23 protein-coding genes are annotated in these 23784 nt (G+C 68.3%); 10 read left to right on the top strand and 13 right to left on the bottom strand.

The window, feature by feature from the left end; translation table 11 throughout:
• Positions 1–19: 19 nt before the first annotated feature.
• On the top strand, positions 20–733 hold the full coding sequence (locus tag AC0IXR_RS12490) for a Crp/Fnr family transcriptional regulator (protein WP_471760901.1): 714 nt from the start codon (positions 20–22) through the stop codon (positions 731–733).
• 1 nt (position 734) lies between these two features.
• Positions 735–995 carry a DUF6894 family protein gene (locus AC0IXR_RS12485; protein ID WP_056426362.1) on the top strand — a complete coding sequence of 87 codons (261 nt, stop codon included), beginning with the start codon at positions 735–737 and terminating at the stop codon, positions 993–995.
• 49 nt (positions 996–1044) lie between these two features.
• Here the strand turns inward: AC0IXR_RS12485 and AC0IXR_RS12480 are convergent, their stop codons facing one another.
• Together AC0IXR_RS12480 and AC0IXR_RS12475 are read right to left on the bottom strand one after the other, a co-directional pair.
• Entirely contained in the window at positions 1045–1878 is an 834-nt protein-coding gene (locus AC0IXR_RS12480) for a helix-turn-helix domain-containing protein (RefSeq protein WP_471761288.1), read from the bottom strand.
• A 279-nt stretch (positions 1879–2157) separates the two neighbouring features.
• The gene (locus AC0IXR_RS12475) at positions 2158–3054 is read right to left on the bottom strand and encodes a helix-turn-helix domain-containing protein (protein ID WP_471760900.1); all 897 of its coding nucleotides are present in this window, start codon (positions 3052–3054) and stop codon (positions 2158–2160) included.
• Positions 3055–3244: 190 nt separating this feature from the next.
• Here AC0IXR_RS12475 and AC0IXR_RS12470 point away from each other — a divergent pair, with 190 nt between their 5' ends.
• The 4 genes from AC0IXR_RS12470 to AC0IXR_RS12455 all read left to right on the top strand — a co-directional run bounded on the left by AC0IXR_RS12470 (position 3245) and on the right by AC0IXR_RS12455 (position 6136).
• Positions 3245–4642 (top strand): sensor histidine kinase, encoded by a 1398-nt coding sequence (locus AC0IXR_RS12470; protein WP_471760899.1) that lies wholly within the window; start codon positions 3245–3247, stop codon positions 4640–4642.
• Between the two features lie 135 nt (positions 4643–4777).
• Complete coding sequence (locus AC0IXR_RS12465; RefSeq protein ID WP_056426375.1) at positions 4778–5401, top strand: response regulator transcription factor; 624 nt, start codon at positions 4778–4780, stop codon at positions 5399–5401.
• Positions 5402–5630: 229 nt separating this feature from the next.
• On the top strand, positions 5631–5882 hold the full coding sequence (locus AC0IXR_RS12460; protein WP_056426378.1) for a hypothetical protein: 252 nt from the start codon (positions 5631–5633) through the stop codon (positions 5880–5882).
• 47 nt (positions 5883–5929) lie between these two features.
• Complete coding sequence (locus AC0IXR_RS12455; RefSeq protein WP_424753503.1) at positions 5930–6136, top strand: hypothetical protein; 207 nt, start codon at positions 5930–5932, stop codon at positions 6134–6136.
• Positions 6137–6355: 219 nt separating this feature from the next.
• On the opposite strand, the gene AC0IXR_RS12450 is transcribed toward AC0IXR_RS12455, so the two are convergent.
• Positions 6356–8014, bottom strand: a complete 1659-nt coding sequence (locus AC0IXR_RS12450) for an FAD-dependent oxidoreductase (RefSeq protein WP_471760898.1) — start codon at positions 8012–8014, stop codon at positions 6356–6358.
• 550 nt (positions 8015–8564) lie between these two features.
• Between AC0IXR_RS12450 and AC0IXR_RS12445 the strand changes: the two genes are divergently transcribed.
• The 4 genes from AC0IXR_RS12445 to AC0IXR_RS12430 all read left to right on the top strand — a co-directional run bounded on the left by AC0IXR_RS12445 (position 8565) and on the right by AC0IXR_RS12430 (position 12504).
• The gene (locus AC0IXR_RS12445) at positions 8565–9365 is read left to right on the top strand and encodes a sensor histidine kinase (protein WP_471760897.1); all 801 of its coding nucleotides are present in this window, start codon (positions 8565–8567) and stop codon (positions 9363–9365) included.
• Complete coding sequence (locus AC0IXR_RS12440; RefSeq protein WP_471760896.1) at positions 9347–11302, top strand: PAS domain-containing sensor histidine kinase; 1956 nt, start codon at positions 9347–9349, stop codon at positions 11300–11302. Before AC0IXR_RS12445 ends, AC0IXR_RS12440 begins: the two co-directional genes overlap by 19 nt.
• A complete protein-coding gene (locus AC0IXR_RS12435; protein ID WP_207413733.1) occupies positions 11299–11970 on the top strand; it encodes a response regulator transcription factor in 672 nt (223 codons plus the stop codon). The genes AC0IXR_RS12440 and AC0IXR_RS12435 overlap by 4 nt, the downstream gene beginning before the upstream one ends.
• 141 nt (positions 11971–12111) lie before the next feature.
• Positions 12112–12504 (top strand): response regulator transcription factor, encoded by a 393-nt coding sequence (locus AC0IXR_RS12430; protein WP_471760895.1) that lies wholly within the window; start codon positions 12112–12114, stop codon positions 12502–12504.
• 21 nt (positions 12505–12525) lie between these two features.
• Here AC0IXR_RS12430 and AC0IXR_RS12425 read toward each other — a convergent pair whose 3' ends face one another.
• The 10 genes from AC0IXR_RS12425 to AC0IXR_RS12380 form a co-directional block, all read right to left on the bottom strand.
• Entirely contained in the window at positions 12526–13362 is an 837-nt protein-coding gene (locus AC0IXR_RS12425) for an alpha/beta fold hydrolase (protein WP_056426397.1), read from the bottom strand.
• A gap of 124 nt (positions 13363–13486) precedes the next feature.
• Complete coding sequence (locus AC0IXR_RS12420; RefSeq protein WP_207413736.1) at positions 13487–13906, bottom strand: lysozyme inhibitor LprI family protein; 420 nt, start codon at positions 13904–13906, stop codon at positions 13487–13489.
• 143 nt (positions 13907–14049) lie between these two features.
• On the bottom strand, positions 14050–14247 hold the full coding sequence (locus AC0IXR_RS12415) for a hypothetical protein (protein ID WP_471760894.1): 198 nt from the start codon (positions 14245–14247) through the stop codon (positions 14050–14052).
• 85 nt (positions 14248–14332) lie between these two features.
• Positions 14333–15091, bottom strand: coding sequence for a hypothetical protein (locus AC0IXR_RS12410; RefSeq protein WP_471760893.1), 759 nt, complete (start codon positions 15089–15091; stop codon positions 14333–14335).
• Between the two features lie 117 nt (positions 15092–15208).
• Entirely contained in the window at positions 15209–16540 is a 1332-nt protein-coding gene (locus AC0IXR_RS12405; RefSeq protein ID WP_471760892.1) for a hypothetical protein, read from the bottom strand.
• A 3-nt stretch (positions 16541–16543) separates the two neighbouring features.
• Entirely contained in the window at positions 16544–17911 is a 1368-nt protein-coding gene (locus AC0IXR_RS12400; RefSeq protein WP_471760891.1) for a peptidoglycan-binding protein, read from the bottom strand.
• Complete coding sequence (locus tag AC0IXR_RS12395; protein ID WP_471760890.1) at positions 17908–19269, bottom strand: hypothetical protein; 1362 nt, start codon at positions 19267–19269, stop codon at positions 17908–17910. Before AC0IXR_RS12395 ends, AC0IXR_RS12400 begins: the two co-directional genes overlap by 4 nt.
• Positions 19266–20645, bottom strand: coding sequence for a hypothetical protein (locus AC0IXR_RS12390; RefSeq protein ID WP_471760889.1), 1380 nt, complete (start codon positions 20643–20645; stop codon positions 19266–19268). The genes AC0IXR_RS12395 and AC0IXR_RS12390 overlap by 4 nt, the downstream gene beginning before the upstream one ends.
• Before the next feature lie 19 nt (positions 20646–20664).
• Positions 20665–22620 carry an AAA family ATPase gene (locus AC0IXR_RS12385; RefSeq protein WP_471760888.1) on the bottom strand — a complete coding sequence of 652 codons (1956 nt, stop codon included), beginning with the start codon at positions 22618–22620 and terminating at the stop codon, positions 20665–20667.
• 66 nt (positions 22621–22686) lie between these two features.
• Positions 22687–23781, bottom strand: coding sequence for an AAA family ATPase (locus AC0IXR_RS12380; protein ID WP_311275539.1), 1095 nt, complete (start codon positions 23779–23781; stop codon positions 22687–22689).
• Positions 23782–23784: the final 3 nt, after the last annotated feature.

Below are 23784 nucleotides of genomic sequence, written 5' to 3'. Positions count from 1 at the left end.
GACGAGGAGGCAAGGGCCCATGGCTCACATCCAGCAATCTGCCGTGCGCAATCGCCTGCTGAAGGTCATGACCGGTGAGGATTTCGCCCGGCTCCAGTCTCATCTGGAACCCGTTGACTTGCTGGTCGATCAGACGCTGATCGAAGCCAATATCCGCACCGAGTACCTGTACTTCCTGGAGAGCGGTCTCGGTTCGATTACGGCCGACGGTACCAACGGCCGGGTCGAGATCGGGATCATCGGCCGAGAGGGCGTGGTCGGTGCGTCGCATGTGCTGCTCGGCTCGGACCGTGTCCCCTACCGGCACTTCGTGCAGATGGCGGGTCACGCCTTGTCGATCCGCGCCGGGATCGTCAGCGCGGCGGTGGACGAGAGCCCGACCCTTCGCAAGCTGCTCCTCCGCTACGTTCTGACCGAGATGATCCAGGTGCGGCAGACGGCGATCGTCAACGCCACCTTTGAGATCGAGGTGCGCCTCGCACGCTGGCTGCTCATGTGCCACGATCGTGCAGAAGGCGATGAACTGCTGCTCAAGCACGAGTTCCTGTCGATGATGCTGGGCGTGCGGCGCTCAGGCGTCACCCTGGCCATGCAGCAACTCGAAGGGGCCGGTCGTATCCGGGCTCGGCGCGGGCGCATCACCGTGCTGGATCGGGAGCTGTTGGAGGAGATGGCCAATGGCAGCTACGGCACTCCCGAGGCCGAATATGCCCGCCTGATCGAAGGCGCCTGACATGCCCCGGTACTTCTTCAACCTTCGCTATGGTGCGGGCCTCGGCAAGCTGGCAGTCGATCCGGAGGGAGATGAACTGGCCGATCTGGACGCCGCGCGCCAGCATGCGTTGCAATGTGCCCGCGAGCTGGTCGCTGGATCTCGCTCGTTTGCCGTGCGGGATTGGTTCGCCTGCTCCTTCGAGGTCGAGGACGCGAATGCGCGCCGCGTGCTGACCGTGCCGTTCAGCGACATCGTTCCGGAGGACGATGACGAAGATTGAACGGCGCCGTCCCCAGGATGCCCTGAGGTAACCCCTTGGGCTCCGGCGGTCACGGCATCGTGGCGTGCCGCGCCTCCGGTTCCATCAGGCGACGCCAGCGTCCCGGAGTCGTGCCCTGGTTTTTTGCGAAGGCGCGCGTGAAGTGGCTCTGATCGGCGAAGCCGCAGGCCAGGGCGATGTCGGCGAGCGTCCGATCCTTCCTTCGCATCATGACCTTGGCGCGGGCGATGCGCTCCCCCGTCAACCAGCAATGGGGCGCGATGCCGGTGGATTGGCGAAAGGCGCGCGCGAAGTGGCTGACGGACAGGCCGCAGGATTCCGAGACCGCCCGGAGGTCGATGGCCTGGGCGAGATCGGCACGGATCCGGTCCTGAGCGCGACGAAGCTGCCAGGGAGCCAGGCCGCCGCGAACGGTCTCGGGCGCGGGTTTGAGCCGCGTATAGGTTCCCAGGAGATGGGCCGCCACCGCATGGGTCAACTGGCGGCGGATGGCCCCGGCCCAGCGATCGCCCCGATCCAGGGTTTCTCCGACACTGACGGCGAGATGATACAAGGCGGGGTCCGCCAGCACCATTCCGTAGACCGGTAGGAATTCCTCGACGGGATCGGCGTCGTGAATGTTCAGATCCTCGGCCACCTGCGTCAGGATCTGGCGATCGAGCCCGATCTGGAGGGTTCGCGCCGGAGCCCGCAACAGGCGGGGCTGACGCAGGTCATGAAGGATCGCCTCACCTGCGCGCAGCTGCATCTGTGGTTGACCATCCGCACGGTCCCGGAGCGCGACGTGGTTCCATGGCGTCGGTGGCTCGTCGAGCCGGATCTGGAGAACGAGCGCATCGACCCGGTCGATCCGGACCGCGCTTGCGACGCCGTCCCCGGACATCAGCACGATGGCCCCCTCGGACCAGTCGCCGAGCCGGATTCTCGATGGGCCAACCGGATCGCATGGAGTTTGCTCGAAACGAAAATGCTGCCTTGCGCGAGGGCGAGCGGATGCCGGGGCCGGCCGCGCGAGAGCTTGCTTTGCCGGTTCGTGGACAGGCGTCACGTGCATGTCTGTTTCCCCATTCACCATGGAGATCACTTAAATCGCTGAAGCCGCTCTCGTATTTCGCCGAATTGCCGTGGACTTCGCATATCCTGCTGTCCGGATTGCGAGGGGTTATGAATAATGCTGCCTATACTCGCCGGGTGTCCGACCGACAGCGCGCTTGAATGCCGTGTTGAACGAGCCCTGACTGGAAAACCCGGAGGACAGGGCGACGTCGATCAGGGATATTTTGCGCTCGATCAGTAATCGGCGTGCGCGCTTCAGTCTTTCTTCGCTGACGAAGGCATAAGGCGTTTTCCCGGTGACGCGCTTGAACATGCGGGTAAAGTGGAACGGGCTGAGGCAAGCCACGGCGGCGATCTCGGCCACGGACAGGTCCCGTTCGAGATTGTCGCGGATGAAGGCGACGGCGCGGTTGATCCGGTCCGGGGATGCGGCGTCCGTGGTGGGGCGCGCTCGCGTTTCCGGTCGGTCGTGACCGTAGGCCTGCGCGATCCGGGCCGTCAGGGCGAGGGCGGCAGCCTCGACCATCATGCGGCCCGCCGAGCTTTCCCGGATCAGTTCCTGATGGATCGAGAGGCCGATCTGGACGAGCAGCGGATCCTCGACGCCGGCGAGATAGCGCACGGCATCGGCACGGATGCGCGCGTCGCCATACAGGGCGGCGAGATGGTCGAAACGCTCCGCCGGCAGATAGATGTGGAGGATCTCGTCCAGGGGCGCCGAGATGTTGATGTCGTCCTCCCCGACCCCGATGGGACAGAGCCAGATCGTTCCGCTCGCCACCGGCGTCCGCTGCCGAAGCCCGGCGCCCTTGCGGCTGACATGAGCATCGGGGCTGCGCCGGACCGCGAGCGTGATCTCCATCTGGGTCGGGACGATGGCGGGCAGGTCGCCGGCCGGATGAGACCGCAACTCCGCGGCGACGCCGTTCCATTGCCGGCCCGCCGAGGAGGCGAAGAGACCCGCTTTCGGGAACTTGTGTGCGCCGTGACGGTGAAAATCCATGTCGGCAACGTGCAAGCCGCGCTCGAACTCGGCTATTATACAGGTGTATCGGATACCAGACGAGCAGTGCCCGACATCGCGGCGAAGCCAGGCGGACGAGCGAATGCGGCAGGTCTTCTCGCGGTGGCCGAGCCGGGCGTCCGCCTCGCCCGGAGCGGATCGACCGACCTCGGGAGACCCCCCCGCCTGGATGCGAGCCGGTCCGGCCCGTCGCCGGAAGCTGCACCCCACCGGGTTCGGCTTTGCCGCCGGAGTGACGCTCCCGCCCGTCATCCTGGCGGGGCTCGCCGGTTGGGCGGCCGGGGCGGCGTCCACGATGGCGTCCTTCGTCATCGGAGCGGGCGGGGCGCTGGCGCTTGCGGCCGCAATGTTGAGCATCGCGCGAATGCGGGCCGCGTCCGAACGCAGTGAGGCGCGCTTCGCTGCCATCTTCGAGCGGGCCGGGATTTCGATGTGGCGCGAGGATTGGACGGAGGCGGCCCGGGCGGTCATGGAACTGCGCCATGCGGGCGTGACCGATATCGAGTGCTATTACGCCAGCCGTCCGGACGAACTCCGCGCTTTGTGTGCCAAGGTGATCGTCACGGACGTGAACGCCTTCACCCTCGAGGAGACGGGGGCCACTGACAAGAGCGCCTATCTCGGCCCGCTCGATCGGCTGCTGCCCTCGACAGACCAGACCTTCGTCCAGTGGCTCGTCGCGTTCGGCCGCGGCGATCGGTTCTTCCGCTCGGAAGCGCATGTGGTCCGGGCCGATGGAAGCGAGGGGGATACGCTCTTCACCGCGATGCTGCCGCAGGATCTCGACGGGTTTGCCGAGATCATCGTCACCTCCCTCGATGTCACGGCGTTCAAGCAGGCGCAGGCGAACGTCGCCGTGGCCGATAGCGAGCTCGCACGATCATCGCGGATCACCACGGTGGGAGCTTTGAGCGCGTCGATCGCCCACGAGGTCAATTCCCCGCTCGCGGTGATCGTCGCCAATGCCGAAGCCGCCCTGCGCTGGTTGAAACGGCCCCAGCCGGATGTCGAGGCGGCGTCCGCAGCCCTCGACGACGTGGTCGGCGCCGCGATCCGCGCCCGAGACGTGATCTCCCGCACACGATCCTATCTCGGCAACGCGCCCCGCCTGTTCACCCCCGTCGATCCGCTACAGGCGGCGCGGGACGCCAATCTGCTGATCGAGCGCGAGATCCGTGTCCACGGCGCGACGGTCCACATTGCCGCCGACGGCGAGATCCCGCTCATCGCGGCCGATCCGATCCAGATCCAGCAGGTCTTCGTGAACCTGCTCCTCAATGCGGCGCAGGCGATGACGGACAGCGCCGGACGCCGGGATATCCTGGTCGCCATCCGCCGCGAGGCCGCCTTCGTCGCCGTTACCGTCAGCGATACGGGCCCCGGCATCGCGCAGGAGCGGCGCGCGCGGATCTTCGAGCCGTTTCATTCGACCAAAGCGAATGGCATGGGCATGGGCCTCGCGATCTGCCGCAACCTCATCGATGCCCATGGGGGCGACATCCGTGTCGATGCCGCGCCGGGTGGAGGCGCCGCGTTCCACATCACGCTCCCCATCTCCGATGCGTGATCCTTTCCCAGGCGGTGAGGTGGTCGCCCTGGGATTGCGGTGCGGCGCACGATAATTAGGGGTCGGTGCGAAGCTTGCAGTCGAGGCGCTACGCAATTCGTGTATGAGACGAGCGTATTCGCGCCCGCGAGACCAATGCCCGAAGCGACCATTCATATCGTCGACGATGACCCTGTGCTGCGTGAAGCGCTGGTCCGCCTCTGTATGTCCGATGGGCTGGCAGCGGTCGGTCACGCGGATCCGAGCGGATTGTCGGGCTCGCTCCTGCGCCAATCACCCGAATGCATCCTGCTCGACGTGCGGCTCGCCGAACAGAGCGGACTGGCCGTCCAGGAAATGTTGCGCGCGGACGGCAATACGGTGCCGATCATCTTCCTGACCGGCTATGGCACGATCCCCATGTCGGTCCGTGCCATGCGGGGCGGCGCCGTCGAGTTCCTGACCAAGCCCTTCATCGCGGACGTGCTGCTCGCCGCGATCCGCAAGGCGCTCGAAGCCGATGCCGCCGCCCTCGCCGATCGGCGCGCACAGGGCGAACTCGCAGCCAGGTTCTCCATGCTGACCCCACGGGAAAACGACGTGATGCGATGCGCCATCGGGGGGCTGATGAACAAGCAGATCGCCGCCGATCTCGGCATCACGGAGATCACCGCCAAGGTTCACAAGAGGCGGGTCATGGAGAAGATGCAGGCCCGGTCCCTCGCCGACCTCGTCCGCATGGCGGATCAACTCGGCATCGTGGCCACGCGCCAGCGTTGAGCGGCCGAAGGGTCGAGCCGTCATTACGGTGAACACCGTTCTGCCGGAGCAAGCGCAAGCCGAAACCTTCGTATGAGACGGTTTAACCAACGCATCGATCGGATGATCTGCCGTATAGTATTCAGGTTGCTTGGAAGGATTAAGATCTGGACATGAACTCAGGGCCGCGGCGAAGACATCGAGCGGCTCCGTTCTGACCCGAAACCAGTCTGACATCCGGAGACGTACCATGATCAAGCATCTTGCTTCCGTCGCCCTCCTGCAGCTTGGCCTGATGGCCCCTGCCCTTGCCATGCCGGATCGTCATCCGGCTCGCAGCACCGTCGAGCAGGTGGACCTGGACGGGACCGGTTCCCTGCAATCCCGTCATGAGCCGCAGGCGTCCCGGACCATCGACAGCTCGGCCAAGGGCGGCAACGCCGACGAGACGAACCACGCGGTGCCGAATTTCGGCACGACGTCCGGCGGTCCCGCCGACTGAGCTTTCATCGCCTCGCGGCAACGCGGTCATTTCCGGGGAGAGCGGCCATGAACCTTCTGATCAGACCCTGTCTCGCAGCCATCCTCGCGCTGGCATCGACCGTGCCCTTCGCGCAATCCCACACGCCTCCGGCGGGGCTCGACGCCGCCGGAGCGCGGGACCGGATCGACGCCTCGGAGAAGGCGGCGGTGCCGGTGACCGTCGAGGCCGATCGCCAGCAGGTCGGCCGTAAGACGGATCTGCAGGCCAAGTGAGATCCGAGGTTAGGTGAGATTCAGGGCGGAGGACCGAATGGCCAGCAAGTGGTCCATTCGGTCCTCCGCTCCGTTTTCCCTGACGGCGGCCATGCATCCGGCGTCCAGAGTGGGAAACGTTCTGTCCGAACGCGCTGAAGCCGGCCCAAATCCAGCCAAAGCCTGTCGGCCATAGCCCTCCCCCGCCGGTCTCGGGCTTGGCGTTTCGCCTCTGTGCCTTCAGGGCTCCGGGTGCAGGAAACCGTGGACCGCCTGGACCACCACCGATCCCTCGCCCACCCCGGATGCGACGCGCTTCACCGAGCCCGCGCGAACGTCGCCGACGGCGTAAAGACCCGGGACCGTTGTGGCATAGGGAGACGCGGCCGGCATCCCGTCGCTCCGCAGGCCGGTCGGAACGAATCCCTTTGGATCGAGACCGAGGCAGTCCGAGAGCCATCCGGTATTCGGCAAGGCACCGATCATGACGAAGACGTTGCCGATGGCCTTCGTTTCACTGATCCCGCTCGACCGGTCGGTCCATGTCACCGATGTCAGGGTGTCTTCACCGAGAAGCGCGGTGATCTCGGTCTGCGTATGCAGGGTAATGCGCGGCGACGACGCGATCCGCTGCACGAGATAATCGGACATCGTCGCGGCGAGACCGGTGGCCCGCACGAGAAGGTGGACATGCGCCACCGTGCGGGACAGGAACATTGCGGCCTGACCGGCCGAATTACCGCCACCCACGACGATCACCGCTTCGCCGGTGCAGAGTTGCGCTTCCATGGCTGTGGCGGCGTAATGGATGCCCTGTCCTTCGAAATGCGCGTAGCGCGGCAGATCCAGGCGGCGATAGCGGGCGCCGGTGGCGGCGATGACGGCGCGCGCCGGGACGGCGGTGCCATCTTCGAGGATCACCCGGAAGGGTGACCCGCCGCAATCGAGCCCCGTCGCCATGCGGGAGATCGCGAGACGCGCCCCGAATTTCTGGGCCTGGACCTGTGCGCGGCCGGCGAGCGCCTGACCGGAGATCCCGGTCGGAAAGCCGAGATAGTTCTCGATCTTCGAGGAGGTGCCGGCCTGACCGCCGGGTGCCAGCCCTTCGATGACGATGGTGTCGAGCCCTTCCGAGGCGGCATAGACCGCGGCGGCGAGGCCCGCCGGTCCGGCGCCGATCACCGCGACATCGTAGATGCGGCCGGGGTCGATCGCTTCCGTCAGCCCCAGCGCGTCCGCCAGTGCCGCGTTCGTAGGATTGCGCATCACCGCAGCGCCCGGAGCGATCACCACCGGCAGGTCCGCCTCGGTCAGGCCAAATCCGTCCAGGGCGTGGCGGGAGGCCGGGTCGCCCGCTGTGTCGAGGATGCGGTGCGGGTAGGCGTTCCGGACGAGGAAGCGCTCCAAGCGAAGGGTCTCACGCTGGTGACCGGGACCGATCAGCACGACGCCTCCCCGCCCATGGCGGATCAGGCCGACCCGGCGCAGGATGAAGGCCCGCATGATGATCTCGCCGATATCCGGCTCGGCGGTGACCAAGCGGCGAAAGGCGGCGCGATCGATCCGCACCACGCGCGTCTCCACCACGGTGCGCCCCGAGACCAGGATCTCCCGGTCGTTGAACAGGTCGAGTTCGCCCGTGAACTGTCCCTCGGTGTGCACCACGAAGACCCGGTCGACCCCGTCATGGTCGGTCTCGAACATCTCGATCCGGCCGGCGAGGACGAGGAAGAAATCCACCCGCCGCTGCCCTCTGGTGAAGATGAGGCTACCCTCCGGCAGTATCTCCTCCGTGCCGTAGCCGGCCACCCGGCACTCCATTTCATCGCTGAGGCGGGGAAAGGTCTGCGCCGTGCGCTCGTCGCCGTCGGTGTCCGCCGCGAGGGGGGTGTCGGTCATCTCGGATCACTCCGTGCCGTCGAATCCGGAGGGGCCATTCCTGCCCCGGATAATGTCTCGTCCTGTCGTCACTGCCGTAGCTGCAGGACGGCATGCCACCTGGCTTGTCCGATCGCGCGATGTTTTGGACGGGCCGGTGCCAATTCCCGGCGACCGCCCACTCGCCGACGATCGGGAATGGTGTCTGGCCGAACGACCGGAATCAGCACGAGGTCTCATTGATTCGCGTCCGGCGATCCAGGGTGAGCGCGGTTGGAGAGGTGTTCTCGAGGTGAACGCGGATCGTTCAAAACACGGACCATACGTGCAAGACGAGCGGGGCGACTTATGGCGACTTGGATGCCGGACGGATGCGCAGCCGTCCGGCGGCGCGCGGCATCAGGGACGGGCATGCGCCGGGCCACGCTCCATCATGGCCCGTATGAGCGCCGCGCGGTGACCCCTTAGTAAACGACAGTATAGTTCACAGGCATCCGGTCACGCTTCATGGTTCGCTCGAACGGCCGAGGCTTCATCCGCCGTCCAGGCCACCGGGAATGGGGAGATGACGATGCTTCAGGCCGTTCATGCGCAGAGCCCGGCGGGACGGGCGGAGGCCGGTATGAGCGCCGAGACGGCCTGTGCCGCCATGTCCCGTCTCCTTGCCGTGGCTGGGCACGACCTGAAGCAGCCGCTCCAGGTCGCCGTCATGGCCATCGAGCGCGCGCTGCAGCGCAGCTCCGACCCGGAGGTCGCCGCTCGCCTCGGCATAGCAACGGGCGCGCTTCACCGGCTGGGACACGAGCTCGACGACCTCGCTCGCTCATCGCAACTCCGCAACGGGCCGGTGATTCAACGCGGAGCCGTATGCCTGCGCCACGTGTTCGAGGAACTGCAGGCGGAGTGGGGCGGTCATGCTCGTGCCAGCGGGATCACGCTTCGCTTCCGGCCATCGACGAGGATGGTCGACACCGATCCGACGATGCTCATGGCGATCCTGCGCAACCTCATCGGCAATGCCATCAAGTATTCCCGCTGCGACGGGACCGTTCTGATCGGATGCCGCAGGCGTGGGCAGCATCTGGCGATCGCGGTGTACGACCAGGGCGAGGGGATCCCGTCGTCCCGGTGCGGAACGATCTTCGACGCCTTCGACCGTGGCGGGCGCGAGCATACCCAGCCGGGTCTCGGCCTAGGCCTGGCAATCGTGCGCCAGACGGCACTGGCCTTGGATCACAGGATCACGGTTCGGTCCGTGGAGGGTACGGGATCGCTATTCTCCGTGACGGTGCCGTTAGCCGGGCGACCGGACGACAGGGTGGGTCGGGGCGCCGTCGATGCCGCGGAGGGGCGATGGACGCGCCTGTCGTAGCGGCCCCCTCGCCTTTCCGCCCCGCCGCCCCGCCGGAGGGCCGGCGACCGGGCGGAATCCTCGGCATCGTCGCCCTCGGCCTCGCCCTGGTCATCTTCCTCGTCGACGCGTTCACGCCGCTCGAAGGCGCGGTGGCCGTGCTTTACGTGGTCGTCGTGCTCATCGCCGCGCGAGCATTCCAGCGGAACGGGGTGATCCTGACGGCGTCCGGGTGTCTCATCCTGACGACAGTCGCCTATTTCCTGTCGCACCGCCTGTTCGACAGCGACTCGGCGCTGCTGCGTGCCCTCGTCAGCCTCGCGGCCATCGCGATCAGCACGCTCCTGGTGCTTCGCAATCAATCCGCGGCCCGCATCCTCGCGGAGCAGGCCGAACTGCTCGAACTCACCCACGATCCGATCTTCGTGCGTACGCCCACCGACACGGTGACGTTCTGGAATCGCGCTGCGGAAGACCTCTATGGCTGGCGCCGGGACGAGGTTCGGGGGCGCAACGTGCACGTCCTCCTGCGTACGGCCTTTCCGGATGGGGAGGCGGCTATCCGGGACGCGCTGATGCGGAACGGGCGGTGGGAGGGTGAACTCGTCCAGACGGTGCGGTCGGGCGCCAGGGTCGTCGTCGAGAGCCGCTGGTCGCTCCAGCGCAATGCGGATGGTCAGCCGCTCGCTGTCCTGGAGACCAATACCGACATCACGGAGCGCAAGCGCGCCCACGCCGCCCTGGCGGAAAGCGAGCGGCGCTACCGTACCATCTTCGACACGGCCCGCGTGGCGATCCTGCAGCAGGATTGGCGCCAGGTGAAGGCGGTCATCGACGCGGTCCCGCGCGATTCGGGGATGTCCCTCGGCACCTATCTCGACGATCATCCGGAGGTCGTCCGCGACCTGCGCCGCAGCGTCACCATCGTGGATGCCAATGCCGAATTGCGGCGCTTGATCGCAGCCGATACGGGCGCCGCAGCGCCGCAATCCCTCGACGCCTTCCTGTTCGAAGACGAGCCGACCTTCGTCGAGTCGTTGCTGGCGCTGGCGCGGGGCGAGACCTTCTTCGAGGGGGAGACCGTGATCCGCTCGCTTTCGGGGGAGCGAGTGCCGATCCTCTTCGGCATCACCTTTCCGTCCCATGCGGATGGGTTCGAGTGCGTGCTGGTCTTCGCCCTCGACATCACCGAGCGCAAGCAGGCGCAGGAAGCGCTGTTGGCGCTTCAATCCGAGCTCGCCCATACGGCGCGCGTGACGACGCTGGGCGAACTCACCGCCTCCATCGCCCATGAGGTCAATCAGCCCCTCGCGGCCATCGTGACCAATGGCGAGGCGGCGTTGCGCTGGCTGAAGCGGAGCCCGCCGGATCTCGGCGAAGTCTCGGCCGCGGTGACGCGGGTCGTGGCGAGCGGCACCCGCGCCGGCGAGATCGTCTCGCGGATCCGCACTTTCCTCGCCAAGGCGCCGCCCCCGCGCGACTGGCTCGATCTGCGCGAGATGATCGGAGAAGCCGTACTTCTCGTCGAACGCGAGATGGTACGCCATGACGTGCGATTGGTGCGTGACGTGGCGGCCGACGTGACGCCGGTCCATGGCGACCGGGTTCAGCTGCAGCAGGTGCTCATCAACCTGATGGTGAATGCCATTCAGGCCATGGCGACGGTCATCGGGCGGCCCCGTCTCCTGATCATCCGCGTCGCCCCGGACGGGACCGAGCATGTCCGCGTCACCGTCGCCGATAGCGGCGGGGGAATCGCGGCGGAGGCCGTCGAACGGATCTTCCAGCCGTTCTTCACCACCAAGGCGGACGGGATGGGCATGGGACTGGCGATCTGCCGCTCGATCGTCGAAGCGCATGGCGGTCGCCTCTGGATCGGTGGCCATGACGATAGCGACGATGGTCCGGGCGCCGCCTTCCACTTCACCATACCGATGACGGCCGAGAGGGGATCATGATCCGAGGTAATGCGGCAGGGCCGGCACGCGCATCGATCGCGAGACAGACCGTGTTCGTCGTCGATGACGACCCGGATATCCGGGATGCCCTATCGGGTCTTCTCCGCTCCATCGATCTTACCTGCGCTGCCTTCGCGTCGGTGGCGGAGTTCCTCGCCGCGCCGCGTCCCCTGGGCGCCGGATGCCTCGTGGTCGATGTCCGCCTGCCGGGCGTGAGCGGCCTCGAGTTCCAGACTCAGCTCGGCGCCCTGGGGATCGACCTGCCGATGATCCTGATGACGGGGCACGGCGATATTCCGATGACGGTGAAAGCCATGAAGGCCGGAGCGGTCGATTTCCTCGCCAAGCCGTTCCGCGAGCAAGATCTTCTCGACGCGATCGGCACGGCGTTGGCGCGCGACGCGGTCCAGCGCAGCGCGCATGCGGCCCTCGACGATCTGAGGGCCGATTACGAGACCCTCACTGCGCGGGAGCGGGAGGTGATGGCGCAGGTCACCGCCGGCCTGATGAACAAGCAGGTCGCTGGCAATCTCGGCCTCAGCGAGATCACGGTGAAGATCCACCGGGGCCACGTCATGCGCAAGATGAAGGCGCGCTCCCTGGCCGATCTGGTTCGGAGTGCCGAGTCCCTCGGGATCTCCCATGCCGGCGGTGCGCCGACGCGGTGACCGATCTGCCGGCCTTTGCCGAAAGGTGGGGCCCGGCAAACCTCCGTATGATTCCAACCCACGGCGCGAGGGGCCATATCTCGGCCTGGGCCAACCCTCCCCGATCACGGGGACCGGGCGGTGAACCCTTAGGTCAGTGGAATGCCAGCTCCGCCTGTGATCGCGATCGTCGACGACGACGAGGACGTGCGCGTGGCGACCGGAAGCCTCGTCCGCTCCCTCGGCTACACCGCCCGCATCTATGCCTCGGCCCGCGACTTCCTGGCTACCTGTTCCTCGGACGCGCCCGACTGTGTCATTACTGACGTGCAGATGCCCGGCATGACCGGCGTTGAGATGCAGAAGGGTCTGCGCGCCCTGGGATCGCGGGTGCCGGTGATCTTCGTGACGGCGTTCCCGACCGAGGCCCTGCGCGAAACCCTTCTGGCGGCGGGCGCCAGTGACTTCCTGGACAAGCCCTGCGACGGCGCCACGATCATCCGCTCGCTGGAGCAGGCGCTGACGGGGCGGTCGACGAGGGACGCGACGGCGTGACCGCCGTCGCGAAAACCCGGATCAGCCTTTTACGAAGGCGAGGAGGTCGGGGTTGATGACGTCGTGGTGGGTGGTGAGCATCCCGTGCGGAAAGCCGGGATAGGTCTTGAGCGTGCCATTGGTCAGGAGTTCGACCGATTTCAGCGCAGAATCGGCGATGGGAACGATCTGGTCGTCGTCCCCATGCAGGACCAGCGTCGGCACGGTGATGGCTTTCAGATCGTCCGTCTGGTCGGTCTCTGAGAACGCCGCGATGCCGTCGTAATGGGCCTTCGTGCTGCCCATCATGCCCTGGCGCCACCAATTCTGGATCACGCCCTGTTGCACCGTCGCGCCGTCGCGGTTGAACCCGTAGAAGGGCCCGCTCGCCACATCGAGGAAGAACTGCGCGCGGTTCGCGGCGGTGGCCGCGCGGAACCCGTCGAACACCTCGATCGGCAGGCCTTCGGGATTGGCTTCCGTCTTGACCATCAGCGGCGGCACCGCGGAGACCAGCACGGCCTTGGCCACGCGTCCGGCCGGCTCTCCGTGCCTCGCCACATAGCGGGCGACCTCGCCGCCGCCGGTGGAATGACCGATATGCACGGCGTTCCGCAGGTCCAGCGCTTCCGTCACCGCGAAGGCGTCGGCGGCGTAGTGATCCATGTCATGGCCGCTATCGACCTGGGCCGAGCGGCCATGACCGCGTCGGTCATGCGCCACGACCCGGTAGCCGTGCTGCAGGAAGAACAGGATCTGCGCGTCCCAATCGTCCGAGGAGAGCGGCCAGCCATGGTGAAACATGATCGGCTGGGCGCTCTTGGAACCCCAATCCTTGTAGAAGATCTCGACGCCGTCCTTGGTCGTGACGAAGGGCATGGAAGGCTATCCTGTTCGGGAGGGAGATGGTCCGAGCTATGGAAGCAAGGCGCCGAGTCGGATTGACGATTCGCGTCACCGCTTGGACGAATGCGCCATTGCCGATGCCTTCGGTCGGACGGCCCTACTCGGCGAGCAGGCTTTCCAGGAAGAACACCCGCCGCGCCGTCTCATCGAGATTGCAGCTCGAGGCGGCGATCAGGTCCATGGTTCCACCTCCTCCGAAGATCATCGTCAGCTTGCAGGAGGCGGTCCTGTAGGCCAGCCAACCCCGCTGAGAATCGCGGAGCGCGGTCTTCTCCTCGTCCGTCGATTTGCGCATGAGCGTCTGGTAGGCGGCGTTCAGCTTCTTGTCCTGCAGCGACAGTTCAGCGGACGCACAATCCAGCATCTCGGCTGTGACGCCACCGGATTTGTCCATGCATTTATCGTAGTCCGGGGAATATGTCTGCGTATTCATGCCGGCGGCGTAGGACGGCTCGACGACGATGCTGCCGAGCAGGCTGACCATCACGGCGACGGGAAAGGCGAATGTGCGATTCATCGGAACCTTCAGTTCTCCAGACAAGAACAGCCATGATTTGACCGGTGTGAAGCCGGCTCTGAGGGGCCGTCGGAGCCGGACGGCATGGTGCCCGGTTCTAAGCAATCATCCCGCTCCGCAAGGCGCTGCCGGTCATCCCCCCGTCAGCGCATCAGCCACGACACCAGCCAGATGCCGCCTGCAAGGACGGCCCCGAAGATCAGTGTCTGGACGAGGATGTAGACCAGCAGGATTCGTCGCGGAAAATGCGCGCGCGTGGCGGCATTCAGCATCTGTCGCACGCGTGCGACATAGAGGATCGCGCCGAGGGCGAGGATCGCCCCGATGAGAAGCTGCGTCATCGCCTCACTGCACCGCTCGGCAGGTCATCGGCGGCGGTGCTGCGGCAGCGCTCGCGCGGACCACCGGATTCCGAGACGGGACACCTCACAGCTGAGGCATGGGAGCCGGACGGGGCCGGGGCGCGGGCGCCATTTCCCGCGGGGCGGGCGGAGACGCCGGGGCTTCGACGCGGGCGGGCGGCGGGGCTTCGACGCGGGCGGGAGGCGCGGCGGCGGTGGCGCCCGGCGCATTCGCCGCCTTCGCAGGGGGAGATTCCGGGGCCTGCCGGGTAGCGGGCGTCGCCTCTCGGACCGTGTCGCGCAGGAAGTCGCCGGTGCTGGCGGCCCGCGCCGCCGGTGCCGTCGCGGTGGTCCCGGCGGCCTGGCCCGCGCCGTTGCCGCGCGGGGCCGGCGCCTGCGAGACTGCGGGAGCCTGGCGGCGTTCGCCCTCCGGCACCTTGATCCGGAAGGTGTAGGGCACCGTCGTCCCGTCGCCGAAGGTCACGGCGACGGACAGGGTATCGAGACCGGAAAAATCGGGCCGGGCGGTGTAGAAGATCGACATCGAATCCTTCTTCACGTCCTCGCAGCCATCCACCTGCGGAATTGTGGCGCCTCGCTCGTCGATCTTGCTGCCGAGTACTCTCAGCTCCCGCCGGGTTTCGACGCGCCCGCCGCGCGGCGGTGAGACGAGGCTGATCAAGGCCGCCTTGGAACGGCACCCTTGCTGGGGAAAATAATGGGTGAAGCCCTGGAGGAAGATCCGCTGGCCCGGACGGGCGGTCTTGTTCTCCGTCTCCGCGAGCGCCGGCAGCACGAGGCCATGCCCGAGGAGGCCGGCGAGCGCCAAGGATCGGAGGGTCAAGGATCGGAAATCCGAGCATCGCAGCGGCGCGGTGGACCGGAGGGCCGCGTTCGGGAGGCGGTGTGTCATGGGCTTCTCCTCGGCTTCGGGATGGAACGGGCGAGTCGTGGCGGGCGCTCAGCCGGGGCTGGACCGCTCCAGGACCGGCTTGCCGCCATCCGTGCGGAAGCGGACGGTGTAGGTGCTGTTGGACGTCTGGGCGCTGCACGTGATCACCACGGGGCCGCCCATGGGGTTGGGCATCTCGCAGACGCCCTTGGCCTTCACGAGGAGGCTCTGGCCGCGCTCCTCGTACATCACTTCGTCGATGGGCTGACGCAGGGTGCCGCTCTCGACCCATCCCTTCGCCGATGCGAGGAAGCTGACCTCCCGGTCGTCGGAGGTTCCGAACACGAACTCGGCACGCGCCGACCCGGTGGTGGAGGAATTCCTGGCGGTGGGGGCGCAGGACGCGGTGATGTCCTCGCCATCGATCACCAGCGATTCGCAGCGGCCCTTGAAGGTCAACTTCAGGACCATCCCCGGCGGTGTCTCCCCCGTCTCCGCCCCCGTCCCCGCATTGTCCCGGGGCACGGGCGGCGAGGCCGGGCGCGCGGTCTCGGTCGGCGGGGCGCGGCCCGGATCGGTACCGGCGGCGGGCCGGTCCGACGGGCCGCGAGACTGTCCGGCCTGCCAGACACAGAGACGCGCGCCCGCACCCTCCCAGCACGGCCCCTTGGGCGCCAGGGTGCCGAGGGGAGCCGTCGCCTGCGGTGCGCCGGGGCGCTCGTTCCACGAGGCGGTGGCCTTCTGCGGCTCCCGTGGATCGCGGGTGAGCCGCGCGATGAAGTCCAGCCCTCCCCTGGCATAGGACCGGACCTCGAATCCGCCCGCCCCGTCCTGTCCGGCATCCGCCCGGAACTGGCAGGGGCCGTCGATCCGCGCCGCGCCCCCGACCTCGATGAGGCAATCGGCGGTGCGGGGCGCGCCGATCCCGGGTGCCGGCGCGACGCCGCCCCCGGCGAAACCGGGACGGCCCTCGCCGATCTTCCAGGCGCAGGTCCGGGTGCGTGGCCCCGTCCAGCAGGCCCCGCCGGAGGTGACGGCCTCGGAGGGGCCCTCGTCGGGCTTGCCGCCGGGCGTCTCGTTCCATGTCGCCGTGCCGCTTCCGGGGCTCGTCACCGCCACCACCACCCCGTAGCGGAGGTAGCCGTTCTCGTAACTGGCGAGACGGAACCCGCCCGTCCCGTAGCTGCGCGCGTCGGTCAGGAACTCGCAGACGCCGTTGATGGCGATCCTGCCATCGGCCTCGACGTAGCAATCGGCCTTGCGGACCTTGATCTGCGCCTCGGCGGCGCCGGGCAGGACGAGGCCGAGCCCGACGATCCCCGCCAGGAGGGCGAGGCAGCACCGGGCCAGCCGCGCCGGGTACGCCAGGGAATTCGAACCGCGATCCGCCGCCACGGGCATCTCCTAAGGGTTGCCGAGGAGGCGGCGCGCCGCCTGGATGGTCCGGTCGTTGCGCTGATCGACGATACGGCCGTGATAGAGATTTCGGTCGGCCAGTCGCTGCTGCAGCGCCGCCCAGAAGCCGGCGCCCCACCGGTCCTCGCTGAGATTCTGAATGATGTCCGTGGATTTCAATTCGAGGGCGCGGATCGCCATGTCCGCCGCCTTTCCGGACGCGCGAGGGAGATTGGCGCCGCCGATATCGTAGAGGAAGGCCGCCGCTGCGGCCGCGGGCGCGAAGGACCGCTCGGTTATGAGGCGTTCGAGATACCGGCTCGCCAGGGCGGCGTCGGGTGCGGTGATCCGCTGCTTGTTGGTGTTGGCCGGCGACAGGAGGAGCGCGTAGAGATACTGCGCCACCGACACACCGCTCTCCGCCAAGCCACGAAGCTTCCCCTCGGCGGCGGCGTCGGTGGTCGCGCTCTTGAAGAGCGCCATCATCTCGTCGGTGCTCGGCGCCGACGCTGCGGGGCGCGCCTGGGGCGGCGGCTGGCCCGGATCGGTGGGCCGAGCCTGCGGAGCGGCGGCGGTGCCGGACAGGGCACGGATGGCCGCCTGGGTCTGAGGCGTCGCCGCCCCGTCGGCCGGCCCGGAATAGAAGCCGCGCCGGGTGAGATTGCGCTGGATCGCGGCCACGAGATCGGGGGGCTGGCGGCCGAGATCGTCGGTAAAGGTGCCTATGGCCAGCGGCAGCCTGGCCGCCACCGTGTCCATGTAAATGTCGGCGGCCTTCTGAGGGTCTTTCGGCACGCCGCTCTCCGCGTCGGCGTAGCAGCCGGCGATCCAGAAGAGTGTCGACCAGGAGTTCAGATAGTTGTTCCGGATCGCGACCGGGTTCGCCTGAAAGGCGAGCCCGTAGCGACAGCCGCGCTTGAGATCGTACTGGCCGCGCCCGCGGTTGAGCAGGAGATCGGTCATGCCCCGCTGGGCGCCCGGATAACCGAGGTCGGCGGGCTTCTGATAATAGCTCAGGGCGGTGGCGGCATCGGGCTTGACGGGGTTCTTGACGTAGATCCCGGCCCATTCGGGATTGTGGAGGGCGCCCATGAAGGAGCGGGCGGAGATGTCGCCGGCATCCGCCGCGGCCTTCAGTTTCTCGAAGGCGGCCTTGTCGCCATCCTTGCCGGCCTTGTCGAGGAGGTCGAGATAGATCTTCTCGCTGTCCTTGCTGTCGGCGGGTTTGCCCCAATCCGCCGTGGGTTTCAGCAAGAGCAGCGCGAGGCCGGCCACGAGGGCGATGGCGGCCTGGGGCAGGACGAGCCAGGCGGAACGGTAGCGCGCATCCGCGTACCAGAGCGCCGCGTGCGCGCCGAGCCGGTCGGTCCCGCTCACGACTTCGCCTTCATGTAGGCGCGCAGGGCCGTGATGACGGCGGGGTTGCGCTTGTTCTCGACGGGGAGCGTGTAGAAGCCGCGGGCGGTCAATTCGGCCTGGAGGGCGCCCCAGAACGGGCCGCTCCAACTGCCTGCTTCCTCGAACAGCAGCCAGAAGGTGACTTGGTCGTCCTTGAGGTCGACGCCGCGCAGGGCGAGGGCGGCCGCCTTCTTCGGATCCTTGGCGACGTTGCCCCAGCCTTGATCGTAGATCGAGGCGGCCTCCCCCGCCGCCATGACGTTGCCGGCGGCGGCTGCTCGCTCGTAATACGCGACGGCGACCTGCGCATCCGGCGCGAAGACCTGCCCCTTGTTCCGCACCGGGTTGAACAGGCGCGCATAGGCGATCTGCGCGTCCGCGTCGCCGGAATCGGCCCAGCTCTTGAGCTGAGCCATCTTGCCCCGGTCTCCCGCCATGGCGGCGCCCGCCAGGGCCGTGACTTCCGGGTCCGGCCCGCTCGGCGCCACCTTGCGCGGCTCGGGCCGCGGGGCCGCGACGGTGTTCCGGATCCCGGCCTCCACCTGGAGGGCGGTGACGATGGCGGGATTGGCGCGCCCGTCCACGAGGCCGATATAGCGCCCGGACTTGGCGAGATGGCGCTGGATCCCCGCCACCAGGGCCGGGCTCTGCATGCCGAGATTGTTGACGAAGGCGTCGATGGTCGGCTGGTGCTTGCGCCACAGCACGGCGGTCACCAGCTCGCCCGCCCTGACGGGATCCTGCGGCAGGCCGCTCTCGGGCTCGACATAGCATTTGGCGAGCTTGACGGTGACGCGCTCCTCGCCGGAGATCGTGCGGTTGAGCGTCTCCGGGTCGTCCATCCAGGTCTGGGCGAGGCGGCAGCCCCGCTTGAGATCGCCGTTGGGGTTGGCGGGGTCGAGGAGCACGTCGGCCAGGCGCGTGATCGCCAGGAGGTCGCCCGCCGCGGCGCCGGGAGCATAGAGGGCGGCGGCCCGGGAGAAGTCGTTGGGCGACGGCTTCTTCGGGAAATAGGCGGCGGTCAGCGGGTCGTAGAGCGTGCCGAGCTTGGTCGCGGCGTCGATCTGGTTGCGCGTGGCCGCGGCGGTGAGTTCCTGGAACGCCTTGAGGTCGCCCTCCTTGCCGGCCCGGTCGCGCAAGGTCGTCAGCTCGGCCACCCGCGCCTTCGAGGCGGTGGCCGGCTGGCCCCATTCCCCCTGTGCGGCCAGGGACAGGCACAGCCCCGCCAGCCCCAGCGTCACCACCTGTGGCAGGCCGAACCAGGCCAAGCGGTAGCGGGCATCGCCGTACCATAGGGCCGCGTGCGCGCGCAGCCACTCGTCTCGCGCGTTGCTCATGGTCTCGATGGGCTCCGGGCCGTCCCGTTCGCCTGGGCGAAGCGTCGGATCGCGGCGATGACCGCGTCGTTGCGGCGGTTCTCGACCGGGTTGGTGTAGATGCCTCGCGCCGCCAGCGCCCGCTGGAGCGCTCCCCAGAAGGCGGGGCTCCAGGTCGCGCCGAAGACCGGGTCCGTCAGAAAGACCTGGTAGCCCGGATCGAGCTCGAGCTGGCGAAGGATGAGGGAGGCCGCCCGGTCCGGGTCCTTCTCCAGGGCGCCCGCGCCCTTGTCGTAGAGACCCGCCGCCTGGGCGGCGGCGTCGCGGGCGCCGGCCGCTGCGGCCCGCTCGAAATTGGCGGCGGACTGCCGGGCGTCCGGCGCGAAGACCTCGCCCTTGTTGAGGAACGGGCTGTAGAGGTAGCCGAGGGTCGCCAGCGCGGTGGCATCCCCCCGGTCGGCGATGGCCTGGACCCGCGCCAGGGCGGCGAGATCCCGGGTCGCCGCCTGGGCGAGGCTGCGGAACTCCTCCGCCGTCAGGCCGGTGCCGGTCTCGGCGCGGCGCTCCGGGGCGGGCTCCGGCAGGAACGGGCGCAGGCCCGCCTCCCGTTCCAACGCCGCGATCGTCTCGGGGTGGACGAGCCCGTCTACCGGACCGGTGTAGCGGCCGACGGTCCGCGCCGCCATCGCCTCCTGCAGCGCGCGGATCAGCGCGGGCTTGTGCAGCCCAAGGCCGCGCACATAGGCGCGGATCGACGGTTCGTATTTCAGCCGGAGTGTGTCGACGATGAGGTCGCCGGCCCGCCGCGGATCCTGGGGAATGCCGCTCTCGGCATCGACGAGGCAGCGGGCGAGCTTCTCGGCCAGGCGCTCCTCCCCACGGAGCATGTCCCGCGTCGTCGCCGGATGGTCGAGCCAGGCCTTGGCCAGGCGGCATCCCCGTGTCCGGTCGTCGCCTGGGTTGAAATCCTCGAGCAGCAGGTCGGCGAGGCGCGCCGTGGCCACGAGGTCTCCGGCCTCGCTGCCGGCGCGGTAGAGCTCGGTTGCGCGCCCACGATCGCTCGGCACGGTCTTGCGCGGGAATCGTCCGGCGATGAGGGGATCGTAGAGGGTCGCCAGCCGGGTCTGAGCGTCGATCTCCCCCGCCTTGGCTCCGGCCGCGAGCTGGTTCAGCGCGGCGGCGTCGCCCTCCCCGCCCGCGCGGTCGCGCAGGATTTCGAGTTCGGCGGCGCGCTGCCGGGACCCGGTGGCGGGCCGACCCCATTCGCCCTGCGCCACGAGGGCGAAGAGCAGGTTGGCGAGCAGGACGGTGCCGGCCTGCGGCAGGGCGAGCCAGGCCAGCCGGTACCAGGGATCCCCGTACCACAGGCTGCCATGGACGGCGGCGCGCGGGGTCATCGTGCCGGCTCCCATGCGGTCACGACGCCGTGGCGGAGGGCGCCGCGCCCCCGATGGCGCGCTCGACGTCGACGAGTTCGAACTGGCCGTGATCGCCGAGCGGATCGGCCGAGAGCCGCAGGGCCTGGGCCTCGCGCAGGCGTTCGAGGAGCGTGCGCATCTCGCGCGCGTTCGCCCAGTCGCGGCCTTGCGCGCGCCGCTCGATCCACGGGAGCAGCACGGTCTCGAACCGGGCCGGCAGCCGGAACGATTGCCGGGTCGCCATCAGGCGCAGGATCTCGAGGAGGTCGTAGGGATCGTAGGCCGGGAACTCGATCGTCTTGGTGAAGCGGCCGGCGAGCCCCGGATTGGTCTCGATGAACCGGCCCATGTCCTCGGTGTAGCCGGCCACGATGACGATGATCCGGTCGCGGTTGTCCTCCATGAACTTCAGCAGGGTGTCGATCGCCTCCTTGCCGAAATCGCTGCCGCCACCACCGCCGCCTGCGGCCAGCGTGTAGGCCTCGTCGATGAACAGGATGCCGTCCAGGGCCTCCTTGCAGCGCTCCAGGGTCCGCGCCGCGGTCTGCCCGACATAGCCCGCCACCAGGCCGGCGCGGTCGACCTCCACCACATGGCCCTTCCGCAGGACGCCCAAAGCCTTGAAGATGTCGCCCATGATGCGCGCAACCTCGGTCTTGCCGACGCCGGGTGGACCGGTGAACACCATGTGCTGGCTCACCGCGCCGACCTCGATGCCCTCCGCGCGCCGCTTGGCATCCACCAGGACCCGCGCCACCACGGTCTTCACCTGCTGCTTGACCGGGGCGAGCCCGATCATCGCCTCGAGGCGGCCGATGACCCTGCGCGCCTCCTCCATGTCGATCGCGCCGGCGCCCTGGCTGCCGAGGGCGGCGGCGATGTCCGAGGGTTCGAACCGGTTGATGTCGCCGCCGGGATGGGCGGAGAGCCGCATCGCCTGGGCCTGTCGGGCCTTCTCCAGCACCGTGCGCATCTCGCGGGCATTGGCCCAATCCTCGGCGCGGGAGCGGGCGCTCACATAGGGGATCAGCTCCTTCTGGAAGCCCTCCGGCAGGACGAAGCCCTGGTTGGCCGCCATGCGCTGCAGGATCTCGGCGAGTTCCGGCGGGCTGTAGGGCGGGAACTCGATCGTCTTGGTGAAGCGGCTGGCGAGACCCGGATTGGTGTCCATGAACCGGCGCATGTCGTTGGTGTAGCCGGCCACGATCACGATGATCCGGTCGCGGTTGTCCTCCATGAACTTCAGCAGGGTATCGATCGCCTCCTTGCCGAAATCGCCGCCGCCTGACCCGCCGGGTGCCAGCGCATAGGCCTCATCGATGAACAGGATGCCGTCGAGGGCCTCCTTGCAACGCTCCAGGGTCTTGATCGCGGTCTGGCCGGCATAGCCCGCCACCAGCCCGGCCCGGTCGACCTCGACGAGATGTCCCTTGCGCAGCACCTTCAGCGCCTTGAAGACGCTGCCGAGCACCCGCGCCACCTCGGTCTTGCCGACGCCGGGAGGGCCGGTGAAGACCATGTGCTGGCTCATGGCCGCCACGGGCAGGTTCTGGGCGCGGCGCTGCTGCTCCACCTGCATCCGGGCGATGACGCCCTTCACCTCCGCCTTCACCGGCGCGAGGCCGACCATGTCGTCCAGGGTCGCCAGCGCCGTGGCGAGGAGGTCCTTCTTCTCCACCGCCGCACCGTCATCCTCGAACTGGATCGGACGGATCTTCCGGTTCGCCCTCTCCTGATCCATCGCGCGCCGCATGCCGGCGATCCGGGCCGGAATGTAGGTGGCGGCGAGCAGGCTGCCGACGATTCCCCCGAGGATCAGGACGTTGCGCAGCAGGGCCGAGGGTGTCGCCGCCAGGGGGGCGAGCACGTCCGGCCGCAGGGCGACCACCAGGGCGGTCGCGCCGAGCACGATGGCCAGGAAGAGGGCGGCGGGATGCTTGTCGAGGCGTTCCATGGATGTGACGTGCCTTGATGCGGGTCGGGCGCGGTGCGTGTCGCGGTCCGGAAGGGGCGCTGGCCCTCAGGCGTCCTCGCCGATCGCGAAGAGCAGGTCGACGATCTCCAAGCGGCGCATGTCGCCGCCCTCCAGGGCGACGCGGGCGGCCTGCGCTTCGCGGGCCTTCTCCAGGAGGGTGCGCATCTCGCGGGCGTTCGACCAGTCGTCGGAGCGGGAACGCTGGGCGAGCCATGGGGTCAGCGCCGCCTCGAACCCCTCGGGCAGCGTGAATTGCTGGCGGGCGGCCATGCGCCGGAGGATCTCGCACAGCTCCTTCGGCTTGTAGGGCGGGAACTCGATGGTCTTGGTGAAGCGGCCGGCGAGCCCCGGATTGGTGTCGATGAACCGGCGCATGTCGTTGGTGTAGCCGGCCACGATCACGATGATCCGGTCGCGGTTGTCCTCCATGAACTTCAGCAGGGTGTCGATCGCCTCCTTGCCGAAATCGCCGCCGCCGGACCCGCCCGCGAGGGTGTAGGCCTCGTCGATGAAGAGCACCCCGTCGAGGGCCTCCTGGCACTTCTCCAGGGTCTTGGCGGCGGTCTGCCCGACATAGCCCGCCACCAGCCCGGCGCGGTCGACCTCCACGAGATGGCCTCGGCGCAGGACGTTCAGGGCGCGGAAGATTTCGCCGATCGCCCGCGCCACCTCGGTCTTGCCGACGCCGGGCGGGCCGGTAAAGATCATGTGCTGGCTGATCGCCGAGACCGGGAGGCCTTCCGCGCGGCGGCGCTGCTCCAGTTCGAGCCGGGCGATGAGGGCGTTGACCTCGCGCTTGACCGGCGCGAGGCCGACCATGCCCTCAAGCGTGGCGATGACCTCGTCGGGGGACCGCGACTCGACGATGCGGCGCGGGGCGAAGAGCAGGCGCGGCAGGCTCAAGCCCCCGGCCGGTTGCCCCAGGCCCGCCTCGGCCCGCCGCGCGGCCGTGGCCGTCACCACGAGGCCGAGGGCGGCGAAGAGGGCGGCGGCCGACCCGATGGCGGCTTGCCACCGCAACTCGCTTCCGGCGGCGTTCCACCATGCCACCGGCCCGTATTCCGTGCTCATCAGCAAAGGCGTCAGGATCGCGACGAGAAGTCCCGAGATGACGAACGGGATGATGGCGGATTTCGACATCGG

The sequence above is a fragment of the Methylobacterium sp. AC832 genome (assembly GCF_979256025.1).
Note: the sequence above shows the minus strand (reverse complement) of the source record. Positions and strands in the feature narration are given on the sequence as shown.